The 13105-nt window shown below is 43.6% G+C and carries 15 protein-coding genes and 3 tRNA genes; 12 read left to right on the top strand and 6 right to left on the bottom strand.

All coding sequences use genetic code 11. From position 1 onward, the window contains the following. Window positions 1–28: 28 nt before the first annotated feature. The 4 genes from WKT00_RS05560 to WKT00_RS05545 all read right to left on the bottom strand — a co-directional run bounded on the left by WKT00_RS05560 (window position 29) and on the right by WKT00_RS05545 (window position 3057). Window positions 29–99: transfer RNA gene (locus WKT00_RS05560), tRNA-Gly, on the bottom strand. A gap of 7 nt (window positions 100–106) precedes the next feature. Continuing rightward, a tRNA-Pro gene (locus WKT00_RS05555) sits at window positions 107–181 on the bottom strand. Between the two features lie 117 nt (window positions 182–298). Beyond that, window positions 299–1171 (bottom strand): C39 family peptidase, encoded by an 873-nt coding sequence (locus WKT00_RS05550; RefSeq protein WP_101694834.1) that lies wholly within the window; start codon window positions 1169–1171, stop codon window positions 299–301. A gap of 152 nt (window positions 1172–1323) precedes the next feature. Beyond that, a complete protein-coding gene (locus tag WKT00_RS05545) occupies window positions 1324–3057 on the bottom strand; it encodes an ABC transporter ATP-binding protein (RefSeq protein ID WP_340261677.1) in 1734 nt (577 codons plus the stop codon). Between the two features lie 225 nt (window positions 3058–3282). On the opposite strand from WKT00_RS05545, the gene trxA reads away from it, so the two are divergent. Then, a complete protein-coding gene (gene trxA, locus WKT00_RS05540; RefSeq protein WP_101695309.1) occupies window positions 3283–3591 on the top strand; it encodes a thioredoxin in 309 nt (102 codons plus the stop codon). 29 nt (window positions 3592–3620) lie between these two features. Here trxA and WKT00_RS05535 read toward each other — a convergent pair whose 3' ends face one another. After that, the gene (locus tag WKT00_RS05535) at window positions 3621–4295 is read right to left on the bottom strand and encodes a Crp/Fnr family transcriptional regulator (protein WP_101694832.1); all 675 of its coding nucleotides are present in this window, start codon (window positions 4293–4295) and stop codon (window positions 3621–3623) included. Window positions 4296–4479: 184 nt separating this feature from the next. On the opposite strand from WKT00_RS05535, the gene WKT00_RS05530 reads away from it, so the two are divergent. Both WKT00_RS05530 and WKT00_RS05525 read left to right on the top strand, forming a co-directional pair. After that, window positions 4480–6060: a DEAD/DEAH box helicase gene (locus WKT00_RS05530; RefSeq protein WP_101694831.1), complete on the top strand. Its 1581-nt coding sequence runs from the start codon at window positions 4480–4482 to the stop codon at window positions 6058–6060. Between the two features lie 15 nt (window positions 6061–6075). Further along, window positions 6076–6669, top strand: coding sequence for a nicotinate-nucleotide adenylyltransferase (locus tag WKT00_RS05525; RefSeq protein WP_101694830.1), 594 nt, complete (start codon window positions 6076–6078; stop codon window positions 6667–6669). Window positions 6670–6677: 8 nt separating this feature from the next. Here WKT00_RS05525 and WKT00_RS05520 read toward each other — a convergent pair. After that, window positions 6678–6752: transfer RNA gene (locus WKT00_RS05520), tRNA-Pro, on the bottom strand. 133 nt (window positions 6753–6885) lie between these two features. Between WKT00_RS05520 and dapB the strand changes: the two genes are divergently transcribed. From dapB to xth, 9 genes are all read left to right on the top strand, one after another. Then, window positions 6886–7686 carry a 4-hydroxy-tetrahydrodipicolinate reductase gene (gene dapB, locus WKT00_RS05515; protein ID WP_101694829.1) on the top strand — a complete coding sequence of 267 codons (801 nt, stop codon included), beginning with the start codon at window positions 6886–6888 and terminating at the stop codon, window positions 7684–7686. A 34-nt stretch (window positions 7687–7720) separates the two neighbouring features. After that, entirely contained in the window at window positions 7721–8062 is a 342-nt protein-coding gene (locus WKT00_RS05510; protein ID WP_101694828.1) for a YbjQ family protein, read from the top strand. Window positions 8063–8130: 68 nt separating this feature from the next. Next, window positions 8131–8316: a ferredoxin gene (locus tag WKT00_RS05505; RefSeq protein WP_101694827.1), complete on the top strand. Its 186-nt coding sequence runs from the start codon at window positions 8131–8133 to the stop codon at window positions 8314–8316. 173 nt (window positions 8317–8489) lie between these two features. Continuing rightward, window positions 8490–9260: an ABC transporter ATP-binding protein gene (locus WKT00_RS05500; protein WP_101694826.1), complete on the top strand. Its 771-nt coding sequence runs from the start codon at window positions 8490–8492 to the stop codon at window positions 9258–9260. Between the two features lie 3 nt (window positions 9261–9263). Next, window positions 9264–10472 (top strand): ABC transporter permease, encoded by a 1209-nt coding sequence (locus tag WKT00_RS05495; RefSeq protein WP_340261666.1) that lies wholly within the window; start codon window positions 9264–9266, stop codon window positions 10470–10472. A gap of 90 nt (window positions 10473–10562) precedes the next feature. Next, window positions 10563–10814, top strand: coding sequence for a YlmC/YmxH family sporulation protein (locus WKT00_RS05490; RefSeq protein ID WP_101695308.1), 252 nt, complete (start codon window positions 10563–10565; stop codon window positions 10812–10814). Window positions 10815–10872: 58 nt separating this feature from the next. Beyond that, window positions 10873–11322 carry a transcriptional regulator NrdR gene (nrdR, locus tag WKT00_RS05485; protein WP_101694824.1) on the top strand — a complete coding sequence of 150 codons (450 nt, stop codon included), beginning with the start codon at window positions 10873–10875 and terminating at the stop codon, window positions 11320–11322. A gap of 197 nt (window positions 11323–11519) precedes the next feature. Then, complete coding sequence (gene truA / locus WKT00_RS05480) at window positions 11520–12254, top strand: tRNA pseudouridine(38-40) synthase TruA (RefSeq protein WP_101695307.1); 735 nt, start codon at window positions 11520–11522, stop codon at window positions 12252–12254. A gap of 60 nt (window positions 12255–12314) precedes the next feature. After that, a complete protein-coding gene (gene xth / locus WKT00_RS05475) occupies window positions 12315–13067 on the top strand; it encodes an exodeoxyribonuclease III (RefSeq protein WP_340261661.1) in 753 nt (250 codons plus the stop codon). Window positions 13068–13105 lie beyond the last annotated feature (38 nt).

Genomic DNA, 13105 nt, shown 5'->3' with positions numbered 1-13105 from the left:
CCTCAAACTTATTTTTAGATACAAAAAAAGCGGGTGATGGGAATCGAACCCACGTATCCAGCTTGGAAGGCTGGTGTTCTACCATTGAACTACACCCGCATGAGTATCGGGGTGACAGGATTCGAACCTGCGACCTCCTGGTCCCAAACCAGGCGCTCTAGCCAAGCTGAGCCACACCCCGAGGTGATATTTTGTTAAGTGTTCGTCTCACGAACGAGTTATATAATATCACCATATAAGAAAAAAAGCAATACCTTTTTTGAAAAAAATTAATTTTTTTTGAAATTCTTTTTTGGAGTTACTTCAAAGAGTAGACCCACATTGCCCGAATCTGATCTTTGATCTGCGAAAAGTTCCAAAGCGTTTCACTGTTTGCTTTGCTGAATGGATCATTCACAGTGACATTTCCATTTTCGTATCCGGTTAGTACAATAAAGTGGCCAATCTGTGTAAAGTTGCCGGGACCGACGCTGCAGATAATCGGGTGTCCGGCAGATAATTCCGCACTGACCTGCATTTCGTTGAGGAGACCTTCATAGCAGGAAAGGTTCCAGGAAGCTCCGGCTTCACGCATAAAGGACCAGTAGGTATTGTTCTCTTCATCGACGTAGCTGTGCTGAGTCCCAAAGGATGCAACCTTTGCAGGGGTGATGGAAGGATCCTGATTAAGACCGGATGCAACCATTGCCATGCAGGTAGGTCCGCAGCCGCTGATGGCGATAATGCTGGTACCATAGGTGGAATATCCCCAGCGTTCATCCCATTGTAGCAGAAGGGGGATGGAGCCTGGCTGCAAGGAGTCACCGATAGTTTCAGCAGGTTTGGAATCTTTTTTCTTTGGATAATTTTCTACGAAGTCAACAGTTTCGGGGTTTTTATCGAGAAGTTCAATGACGCCATCCGGATACCCTGCGCTGATGGCTTTTGCCCTTACTCGCTCCAAGTGCTCTTCGGGAGTCTCTTTCTTTTCGGTCTTCTTTTTTTTCTTTTTTTCTTCCTTCTTTTGTTGTTCGATTTTTGCCGCTTCTTTTGCTTCAGAATGTTTTTTATGTACCTGATAGCTTCCAATTGCACAGATGGCAATAAAGATCACACATCCGATCAGCAAAAGCTGACGGCGAACCTGTTGGCGTCGCCGGTTGGAATGCCGCACTTTTTTCTTCTGTTTCATCTATATAAAATCCTTTCATATTCAAATCAAGTACAGCCGAAGAAGAGGGTTGTACTGAGAAATATTATACAACAATCAGGAAAAAGGGACAACTTAAGAGATATTAAAATTCTCTTAATGCTATTTATACTTTCAAGGAATCGTCTGCTGTGTCAGTCTGTAAACTGCATTTCATAATAATGGGCATAGATTCCGCCGAGGTTCAGAAGATCTTTGTGTGTACCGCGTTCAGAAATCTGGTTGTCGGATACTACAAGGATTTCATCAGCGTTTCGGATGGTAGACAGTCGGTGTGCAATTGTAATCGTAGTACGGTTTTTGGAGAGTTCCTCCAGGCTCTGCTGAATCCAGCGTTCGCTTTCGTTGTCGAGGGCGCTGGTGGCCTCATCAAGAATCAGGATCGGAGGATTCTTTAAAAATATCCTGGCAATGGAAATCCGTTGTTTCTGTCCTCCGGACAGTCGGGTACCGCGCTCGCCGACAAACGTGTCATAGCCATCAGGAAGTTCACTGATAAATGTGTGGATGTTCGCCTTTTTGGCGGCATCTATAATTTCTTCCATAGAAGCGTCCGGTTTTCCGTAGGCAATGTTTTCCCGGATGGTTCCACAGAACAGATAGACATCCTGCTGTACCAGGCCGATCTGACTTCGCAGGCTTTGAAGTGTCAGGGTGCGGACATCTTTTCCGTCGATAGTAATGCGCCCGCCTGTCACATCATAGAAGCGCGGAAGCAAGGAGCAGATGGTTGTCTTGCCGCTGCCGGACGGTCCAACTAATGCAATTGATTTTCCGGCAGGAATCTGGAAAGAGACATGGGAAAGGACGGGGGTGTTGTCATCGCTGTAATGGAAGGATACGTCTTCGTAAGACACGGAGCCTTGAACAGAGGATAAAGCGGTGGCATCCGGGGAATCCAGGATTTCCGGTTCAGTTTCCATTACATCCAGAAAACGGCGGAAGCCGGAGAGTCCTTTTTGTATCATTTCTACCAGTTCTACCAGAATTTGGATAGGGCTGACAAAAATGCCGATATAGAGGGCATACATGGCAAGATCGCCAACCTGCATCTGTCCTTTGGCAATGAGGTAGCCACCGAAGACTAACGTGGTTAGATACATCATGCCCTGGAAGAACAGATTCCACGCCATAAAACTTCCCATGCATTTATAATTGTCTCTTTTGGACAACAGGAAAGCGTGATTGCTCTTGTGAAATTTTTCTTCTTCAATCTCTTCGTTTGCAAAAGACTGAACGACACGGATCCCTGCTAGAGTATCTTGAAGACTTGCGTTAACGTCTCCGATTTTTCGTCGGTTCTCCATAAAGGTTTCCTGCATACGCCGATTCTGGTGCATGGAGAACAGAAACATACATACCACAAGAAGGGCAAGCGGAATTGCAAGTCTCCAGTTGATCAAGAACAGGAAGAGAAAGGAGCCGATAATCTTTATGACAGAAATGAAAAGATTTTCCGGACCGTGGTGTGCAAATTCTGCAATATCAAAGAGGTCAGATACCAGTTTGCTCATCATCTGACCGGAATTATTTTGGTCGTAGTAGGAAAAAGAAAGCTGTTCGTAGTGATGGAATAACTGCTGACGCATGTCCCGTTCCATATTAGCCCCCATCATATGTCCCTGATAGCTGACGTAATATTTGCATAGGCTTTGAATGAGATACATCAGAAAAAGACCGATACCGATGGGAAATAGTGCCGCCAGAATCGAAGATGCATCTTTGGTGAACAGTGTGTTGGTTAAAGTTCTTAAGATTTGTGGATAGATCAGATCAATGACACTGATGAGCGCAGCGCAGATCAGATCTAAAAAGAAAACCATTTTATAGGGGCGATAATAGGGAATAAATTTTTTTAATGTATGCATATTTTTCTTACCTCACAAATGAAATCTAAGAATTAGGTTGGTAATATTTATCTTAACATAAGAAGAAAGAAGTTGCAAAACGGGAAGAAGAGAGAAAAAAGTGTGACCGGATCACGGAATTTTTGTAAAAAAAGGTTATACTGTGTATATAAGCTAAGAACAAGAAACAGGAAACCGGAGAAGTGTTCCGGACCTATGAAAACAGAGAAAGAGAGGAAGATAGATATGTCAGTAATTCATTTAACCAAGGAAAATTTTGAACAGGAAGTCATGCATTCAGAGGTACCGGTATTGGTAGACTTTTGGGCAACCTGGTGCGGACCATGCCAGATGGTTGGACCGATCTTGGAAGAGGTGGCCGAAGAGGTGACGGATGCTAAGATCTGTAAGGTAGATGTGGATGCCAATCCAGAGCTTGCAAGAGAGTTCCGTGTAATGTCCATTCCGACTTTGATGGTATTCAAAGAAGGAAAGAATGTGAAGAGAGACGTAGGAGCAAAGTCAAAGGCAGAAATCTTAGAGATGCTGAAATAAGGATGGAAAAGGCAGACAGCCTGAAGAAATTAAATTAATTTCTTCAGGCTGTCTTTATCTTTAATTCGCACAATTCCGCGGGATAATTCCACATATCCTTCGCTGGAAAAATATTTGAGCATTCGAGTTACAACTTCTCGTGCGCTTCCCATCAGTCTGGCGATCTGTTCATGCGTCATACGGATTTCCGTGGAACCTGAGGAAGCAGCCTCATCCAAAAGGAAGATGGCAAGGCGTTTGTCGAAGCTCATAAAGAGAATCTGCTGCATCGCCCACATGACATCGGAGAAGCGTTCGGTTGCCATTTTATAAGCGTGACATTCGGCATGGACGTTCTGTTTCATTACAGTGGCGATAGAAGCAGAACTGATCTGAATTACATCGGAAGCTTCTACGGTGTCGATGAAAACATCGAAAGTAATGGATTTGAGAACGCAGGCGGCAGACAGCACACAGGAATCTCCGGCATGAATCCGGTACAATGTGATTTCCCGACCTTCTTCGGAAAGCATGTATACCCGGAGAGATCCGGAGGTTACCAGAAGCATCCCGATGCATTCGGATTCTGCGCTGTGGACATTGGTATCCTTATCATAATGAAGCTCTGAGGAACCGGCAGTTAGAATTTCTTTCTGGTTTGGAGTAAGATCGTCCCAAAATGGCAGCATGTTTTGAAGGATGGATAAATTCTTAGATGATAGCATAATAGCCTCCTTGTATCATTGTAGATTCGTGTGAAATCAGTATAACGCAGATGGGAAGTGCATTTCAATGTATTTTCTGAAATAAAAATAACGGGTGGGGACAGTGAGTTTTAAAAAGAAGTGGACATTCTAAAAGCGCGTATGCTATCATAAAACCTTAGACTTGAAAGGAATAGGAAAATTAATGGAAGAGATGAAATTTGAAGATCTGGGACTATGCCCGGAAATATTAAAAGCGGTAAAATACATGGGATTTGAAGAGGCGTCACCGATCCAGGCGAAGGCGATTCCGGCAATGATGACCGGGCGTGATGTGATAGGACAAGCGCAGACAGGAACCGGAAAAACAGCGGCATTTGGAATTCCGCTGCTGGAAAAAATAGATCCGAAAAAGAAGAAATTACAGGCGATTGTACTTTGTCCGACCAGAGAACTTGCAATTCAGGTGGCGGATGAAATCCGCAATCTGGCAAGATATCTGCACGGTATTAAAGTGCTTCCGGTTTATGGAGGTCAGGAGATTGTCAAGCAGATTCGTTCATTAAAAGGCGGGGTACAGCTGGTGATTGGAACGCCGGGGCGTGTGATGGATCATATGAGAAGGAAAACACTGAGAATGGAACAGGTGCATACCGTAGTGCTGGATGAAGCAGACGAGATGCTGAATATGGGATTTAGAGAGGATATAGAGACGATTTTGGAAGGTGTTCCAAAAGAGCGTCAGACCGTGCTGTTTTCTGCCACCATGCCAAAGCCGATTCTAGATATCACCAGAAGATTCCAGCAGGATGCAGAACTGATTAAAGTGACGAAGAAGGAACTGACAGTACCGAATATTGAGCAGTTCTATTACGAAGTGAAGCCGAAGAATAAAGAAGAAGTGTTGTCGAGGCTTCTGGATATTTATAATCCGAAGCTTTCCGTTGTATTTTGTAATACAAAGAAGCAGGTAGATCTGCTGGTCAATGGTCTTTTGGGACGTGGATATTTTGCAGCCGGACTTCACGGAGACATGAAGCAGGCGCAGAGGGACCGGGTAATGGAAGGGTTCCGGAAAGGGAAAACAGAGATTCTGGTGGCAACCGATGTGGCAGCCAGAGGAATCGATGTGGATGAAGTAGAAGCGGTGTTCAACTATGATCTTCCGCAAGATGACGAGTATTATGTACACCGGATTGGAAGAACGGGCCGTGCTGGAAGAGTGGGGCGTTCCTTTTCCTTTGTGTCAGGGAAGGAAGTTTACAAATTAAGAGAGATTCAGCGTTATTGTAAGACCAAGATCTATGCGCAGAAGGTTCCTTCCTTAAATGACGTCGCCAATACGAAGATGGAAGTTCTGATGGACAGCGTGGCAAGAATGATTGAAGAAGAGGATCTGACGACCTATCTAGAGCTGGTGCAGTCAGAGGTTAATGACTCTGATTACACGAGTATGGATATTGCAGCTGCTCTGTTGAAAATGTGTGCAGGTGCAAGAGAAGAAAAGGAAGAAGATCTTTTTGAAGATACCGGTGCAGAGGAACCGGGAATGGTTCGTTTGTTTATTAATATCGGAAAGAAACACCGGGCAAAACCAGGGGATATCCTGGGGGCGCTGACCGGAGAAAGCGGAGTACCTGGCAAGGTGGTTGGAACGATTGATATGTATGACAAGTATACATTTGTAGAAGTTCCAAGAGAATACGCAAAAGAGGTGCTAAATGCCATGAATCATGTTAAGATAAAGGGGAAGGCTGTAGCAGTAGAACCGGCAAACCAGAAATAAAATGGGAGGATACTTATGACAGAGACAGGGGTAATACACGGAAGATTTCAGATTTTGCATTTGAAGCATATGGAATACATTCTTGCGGCAAAGATGCGCTGCAAGAAATTATATATTGGGATTACCAATCCGGATTCGATGCATACCAAGGACTCTGTTGGCGATATCAATCGTTCTGCGAAATCGGCGAATCCATTGACTTATTTTGAGCGGTATGAATTGATTCGGGGAGCGATGAAGGAATTTCGTGTGCCGGAAGAAGAATATGATATTCTTCCATTTCCGATTAATTGTCCAGATTATCTCCTTCAGTATGTTCCAAAGGATGCCGTCTATTATATGGGGATGTGCGATGAATGGGATGAAGAGAAATACCGGATTTTAAAAGGGCTGGGGCTTACGGTGGAAATACTCTTTAGAAAGACCCCGGAGGAGAAAGGAATTACCGCGTCCCTGGTGCGAAGCGCTATTGCTACCGATCAGGAATGGGCGAAGATGGTTCCGAAAAGTGTCTATCGTTATATTACAGAGCATGATTTGGATGAGCGGATTAAGCGTCTGGAACAGATGCGGATAGATGAAAAGGACATTAACCGGATAAAAGATTAAAAAATAAATCGGGGTAACAGGATTCGAACCTGCGACCTCACGGCCCCCAGCCGTGCGCTCTAACCAAACTGAGCCATACCCCGATAGGACTATTCTAGCGAATTGTATGGAAGATTGCAAGTATTAATTGTTAAAGTTTTGGTGAAGGTATGATATAATTATTGCATATATTGTAGCTCGGGAGATGGTATATTCTATGAGGAAGGAGTTTGGAATATGAAAGTAATTGTAGTAGGTCCAAGAGGTAAGATGGGGAAATTGATTACGCAGATTGCGTCTGAACGAGATGATATGGAACTGGTTGCAGGCGTTGCTCCGGCGGGCAGAGATTATATTGGTCAGGACTTGGGACAGGCTGCAATGGTGGGAAGGATGCTGGGAGTTTCGGTTGTAGATGATCTGGAAAGCGTAATTGATGATTGCGATGTGATCATTGACTTCTCTACAAAGGAAATGGGAATGAAGGTATTGGAACTTGCTGTTGCGCATGAGAAAGCGCTGGTGTGCGGAACTACAGGTTTTTCAGCAGAAGAGATGCAGCGATTTAAGGATGCGGCGCAGAAGATTCCGATGCTTTATGCGGCAAATACGTCGAAGCTTGTGAATGTGATGAATCGCCTGTTGGAAATGGTTGCTTCCACTTTGAAAGATGAGATTGATATTGAGATTCTGGAAATGCATGATCAGTGGAAAAAAGATGCGCCAAGTGGAACTTCCAAAGAAATGGGAGAGATTATGGCACATGCAATGGGAAAAGAATTAAGTGAAGTGGCCGTCTATGGACGGGAAGGAGTTTCCCCAAGAGAGCCGGGAACGATTGGATACCATTCTCTTAGAGCGGGAAATATTCCAAGCAGCCATACGGTATTCTTTGGCGGAATGGGAGAACGTTTGGAGATTACTCACCACTCCTATAATTGGGAATGCTTTGCAAGAGGAGCCTGCGACTGCGCGGTGTACCTGGCAGATCAGGAGCCGGGATTTTATACCATTCAGGATGTACTGCATTTAGAATAGAAGAAAATACAAGCAAGATGAGGAGAAGAATGAAATGATTTTAGTGACAACACAGTATATTACCGGAAAGAAGCTGGAGATGATTGGTATGGTTCGCGGAACGATGATTCAGTCTGTGCACGTAGGAAAAGATATTGTGAATAGTTTTCGGACTTTGGTGGGAGGAGAATTAACTTCTTACACAGAGATGATGAATGAAGCCAGAGCGATCGCAACGCGCAGAATGGCGGAGGATGCGGAAGCGATGGGGGCGGACGCAGTGATTGATATCCATTATACCTCTAGTTCTGTGATGCAGGGAGCCGCAGAGGTACTTGCTTATGGAACGGCAGTGAAAATCGTTGGAGATGAGGAAAAACAAGGAACTATTTGCTAATGAATGTATAATTCCTGCTTTTGTGGAGATACTGGAGACATGTGAAAAAGCACAAGGAGGAAAGATTCATGAAAGCAAGAGTGGAAGAGGGATGCATTTCCTGTGGAACCTGCGTAGCGGTGTGTCCGGAGGTGTTCCGGTTTAATGACGATGGATTGGCGGAGGCATATGAGGCTATAGAGCCAGAATATGAAAGCGCGGCAGAGGAAGCCAGAGACAGCTGTCCGGTATCTGTGATAGACCTGGGAGAATAAGGGGAAAACAAAGAAACGTTGATACAGAATCTAAAAATTAGAACTGTATTGACGTTTTTTATTGTTTTCTAAAGGGCTGGATAATTCTTGAATGTTTTCTATTGACAAATAGAAAGAAAAAGAATAGTATTGTATCAACACACTAATACAATAAGGGATAAGGAGAGCAAAAGATGATTGAGATTAAGCATTTAACTAAAATTTATAAACTCAATAAAAAGCAGATGGCTGAATCCAAAACGAAGAATCCTTATAAGACGGCTGTGGACGATCTGTGCCTGACAGCAAAAAAAGGAGAAATCTACGGACTTTTAGGACCGAACGGCGCGGGGAAGACGACGACACTTCGCTGTATTGCAACATTGATCAAACCGACAAAAGGCGAGGTCTTTGTTGATCAGCATGAGGTGCAAAAGGAGCCGGAGAAGGTGCGGGAATCCATTGGATTTCTAACCAGTGAGATTAAGCTGGATGAACAGTTTGATGTGGATTATATGTTTGATTTTTTTGGAAAACTTCACAACATTTCCGGAGAACGGTTGAAAAAACGCAAAGAAGAGTTGTTTACATATTTTGGAATCAAAGAGTTTGCGCATAAGAAGATCAAAGAATTGTCAACTGGTATGAAACAGAAGGCGGCCATTGCGGTAAGTCTGGTGCATGATCCGGATATTGTGATTTTTGATGAGCCGACCAACGGACTGGATATCATTACAGCAAGAAGTGTGACGGATTATTTGAGAAAACTTCGAGATGACGGGAAGCTTGTGATTGTATCTACGCACATTATGTCGGAGGCAGAAAAGCTTTGCGACAGGATTGGGATTATTATTGATGGACAGAAGGTGGCGGAAGGAACCCTGCGGGAATTGTTGGAACAGACCAATACTTCCGATCTGGAGGATGCCTTTTTTGAATTTTACAGCGCGCGGAAGGGAGAATAAAGCATGAGTGGAATGAGACAGATATTCAAAAAAGAGATGGACAGAATTTTTAAAGATAAGAAAATGGTCTTTTCTGTATTCTTTCTTCCGGTATTAATGATGGTTGTCCTTCTTTCTATTATCAACGGTTTGGCATCTAATATGGAAAAAGATATTGAAAGTCATAAGTCAGAGATTTATGTGATGAATGAGCCGGCTTCATTTAGAGATGTCCTGGAAGTAAGCAAAATGAAATGTCAGTTAAAGACGGTGGCATCAGAAAAAGAGATGAAGGGGGCGAAAAAGGAGATTCTGGAAGGAGAAGCGGATCTGATTGTGGAGTTCCCGGAAGGTTTTGAGGAGGATATCGCAAAATACCAGGAGGGGGATCCTGTGCCGCAGGTTAAGACCTATGAGAATCCTTCGGAGGAATATTCCCAGCAGGCATCAAGGAACATGACTGCGGCTTTGGAGACATACCGGCAGATGCTGTTGTCTCAGCGGGTAGAAGATATGAGTTCTCTTACGATTTTTCAGGTGAACAGCGACAATGATGAGATGTATATTCAGGATGAGAGGAAAGCCGGAGGAAAAGCAATCGGAACAATGCTTCCATACTTTATTACCATTCTGCTCTTTGCAGGTGCGATGGGAATTGGAACGGATATGGTGGCAGGAGAAAAAGAAAGAGGTACGATGGCAAGCCTCTTGGTATCACCGATTAAGAGAAAAGATATTGCACTTGGAAAGGTGCTGGCATTGATGTTGATTTCCGGAGTGTCTTCGCTGATTTATGTGGCGGCTATGGTAATCGGTGCGCCGCTGATGATGAGTAAGATGGGCGGACTTGGCGATCTTGATATTCAGTTGAGTGTGCAGCAGATTTTGATGCTGGGGACACTTTTGGTAGTGATTGCATTCCTGTATTCAACGATGATTGCACTGATTTCTGTGTTTGCGCGGTCAGTGAAGGAGGCGAATACATATGTGATGCCAGCTTACATGCTGGTATTGGTAACCGGACTTTTGACAATGTTCACGTCTGGAGAGACTAGTCAGAAAATGTTCTTCATTCCAATTTACAACACGGCGCTTGTGCTTCAGGGAATTTTGGGTCAGGAAGTTACAATGATGCAGTTTGGCGTAACGCTTATTGAGACGCTGGCGATTGGAGCAGTGCTGATGGGAGTGATTGTCAAAGCTTTTGACAGCGAGAAAGTAATGTCTGCTTAAAGGGCAGTAGATATATGCAGCGGGGCAGGTAAGCCTTTGCTGCATATATTATATATAAGAAGAAATAAGAAACTGGTGAGTGCAATGGGAATGCGTCTGTGTGAGCTGGAGAATAAAGAAGTAATCAATGTCTGTGACTGTAAAAAACTAGGTTATATTGCGGATCTGATTCTGAATGAGTGCAGTGGATGCGTGGAAGCTTTGATTATTCCAAAGGGAGGAAAAGTATGCGGTTTCTTCTGTGATGGATCGGAGTATATCGTTCCTTTTTGCTGCATTAAAAAGATTGGACCGGATATTATTTTGGTTGAAATGCATGAGGAAAAGAAAAAAGTTGTTTGACTTCTTCTAGGGCAGCAGATATACTATATGTATTATATTGAGAAAGGACGATACCAAGATGAAGTGTCCATATTGTAATCATCCGGATACCAGAGTGATCGATTCCAGACCGGCAGAGGATGGAAGCTCGATTCGTAGACGCCGTTCTTGTGATGTGTGTGGGAAACGGTTTACCACATATGAGAAGGTGGAGACAATTCCGCTTATTATTATTAAAAAAGATAACAATCGGGAACAGTATAACCGTCGTAAGATCGAGAACGGGGTTCTGCAGGCATGTTATAAGAGACCCGTTTCTGCTGAGGAGATTCAGCAAGCGATCGATCGGATCGAGACGAAGATTTTTAATTTGGAGGAGAAGGAGATCCCAAGCAGTACGGTGGGTGAATTGGTGATGGAAGAATTGAAAGATCTTGATGAAGTTGCCTATGTCAGATTCGCATCCGTTTACCGGGAGTTCAAGGATGTTAATACCTTTATGGATGAATTGAAAAAGATTTTGGGATAGTTGGATTTTGGCAGATTTCCGGGAAGTTTCCAGTAAGAAGTTGTTTACGAAGAGTGGTGTTCAGTGATAGAATAGAGGAAGAAGCAAAGAAGATGGGTTTGCTTCTTCCTTTTTCTATAACAACGATGGAAAGCAGATAATAAAGTAGATAAGGAAGTAGATAACATAGATCAGATTCGTAAGATTGGGTGACAGAGATGAGAACATACAAGTTGACAATATCCTATGATGGGAGCAGATACCAGGGGTGGCAGCGTCAGGCGACCACTGATAATACGATCCAGTTTGTACTGGAATACAGCATTGGCAAATTGGTCGGATACCGGGTGCAGGTAGACGGATCCGGGCGGACAGATGCCGGAGTCCATGCAAGAGGACAGGTGGCAAGTGTGAAATTGTCCAAGCTTTATGATACGAAGGAGTTTAAGGAGTCTTTAAATCGTTATCTTCCGGAAGATATCCGGATTGTAAAAGTAGAGCTTGTGAAAAATGGATTCCATGCACGAAAAAGTGCAAAGGGCAAAAAGTACGAGTATTATATCGACTGCCGGGAAAAGCCGGATGTCTTTTCCAGAAGATATTGCTATCATTATCCGGAGAAACTGGACATTGAGGCGATGCGTGATGCAGTGAAGTATTTGATTGGTCCGAAGAATTTTACCAGCTTTACCGATGATAAAGAGTGTAAGGATCCGGTACGCAGGATTACGAATATCAAGATTGTAAGCACGGGCGATAAGGTGAGAATTACCTATTATGGAACAGGATTTCTCTACCATATGGTTCGTATTCTGACCGGGACGCTTCTAGAGATTGGAACCGGGAAGCGGGACGCATCCATGCTGCCGGTCGTAATTGCAGCAGAAGACAGGAGCCTTGCGGGATTTCTTGCACCTGCAAGAGGATTGTTCCTTAGAAAGGTATATTATTAGAAGAAGCAATTATGGATTGGAACAACGACAGATTAGAGACGACGAGATGGAGGAGAACAGATGAAATTTGTTTCATGGAATGTAAATGGAATCCGTGCCTGTGTGCAGAAAGGATTTTTGGATTTTTTTCAGGAAGTAGATGCAGATATTTTCTGCATACAGGAATCAAAGATGCAGGAAGGACAGCTTGATCTTGATACCCCGGGATATTACCAGTATTGGAATTATGCAAAAAAGAAGGGGTATTCCGGTACTGCAATTTTCACAAAGAAAGAGCCATTATCAGTGGCTTATGGGCTGGGAATAGAAGAGCATGACCAAGAGGGACGTGTCATTACGCTGGAATTTGATGATTATTATTTTATTACAGTATATACGCCGAATTCCCAGAATGAATTGGCAAGACTTCCGTATCGGATGCAATGGGAGACGGATTTCCTTGCATATCTGAAGAAGTTAGAAGAAAAGAAGTCGGTGATTTTCTGTGGAGATTTAAATGTTGCCCACAAGGAAATTGATTTAAAGAATCCAAAAACGAATCGCAAAAATGCCGGATTTACGGACGAGGAAAGAGGAAAGTTTACAGAGCTTTTGGAAGCAGGTTTTATAGATACCTTCCGATACTTTTATCCAGATCAGGAGGGGATCTACTCTTGGTGGTCTTATCGCTTTAGCGCAAGAGCGAAGAACGCAGGGTGGAGAATTGATTACTTCTGTGTATCTAAGTGCCTGGAAGAGCGGCTTAAGGATGCGAAGATTATGACGGACGTGATGGGATCAGATCATTGTCCGGTCGTGTTGGAAATGAAGTAAGATTGATATAGGAGAGAATAACAAATAAGGATCCCTAA

Source organism: Dorea sp. ICN-14282 (assembly GCF_037890115.1).
GTDB classification, from domain to species: domain Bacteria; phylum Bacillota; class Clostridia; order Lachnospirales; family Lachnospiraceae; genus Dorea_B; species Dorea_B phocaeensis.
The sequence above is the reverse complement of the archived record's forward strand: the minus strand, read 5'-3'. Positions and strand labels throughout refer to the sequence as shown.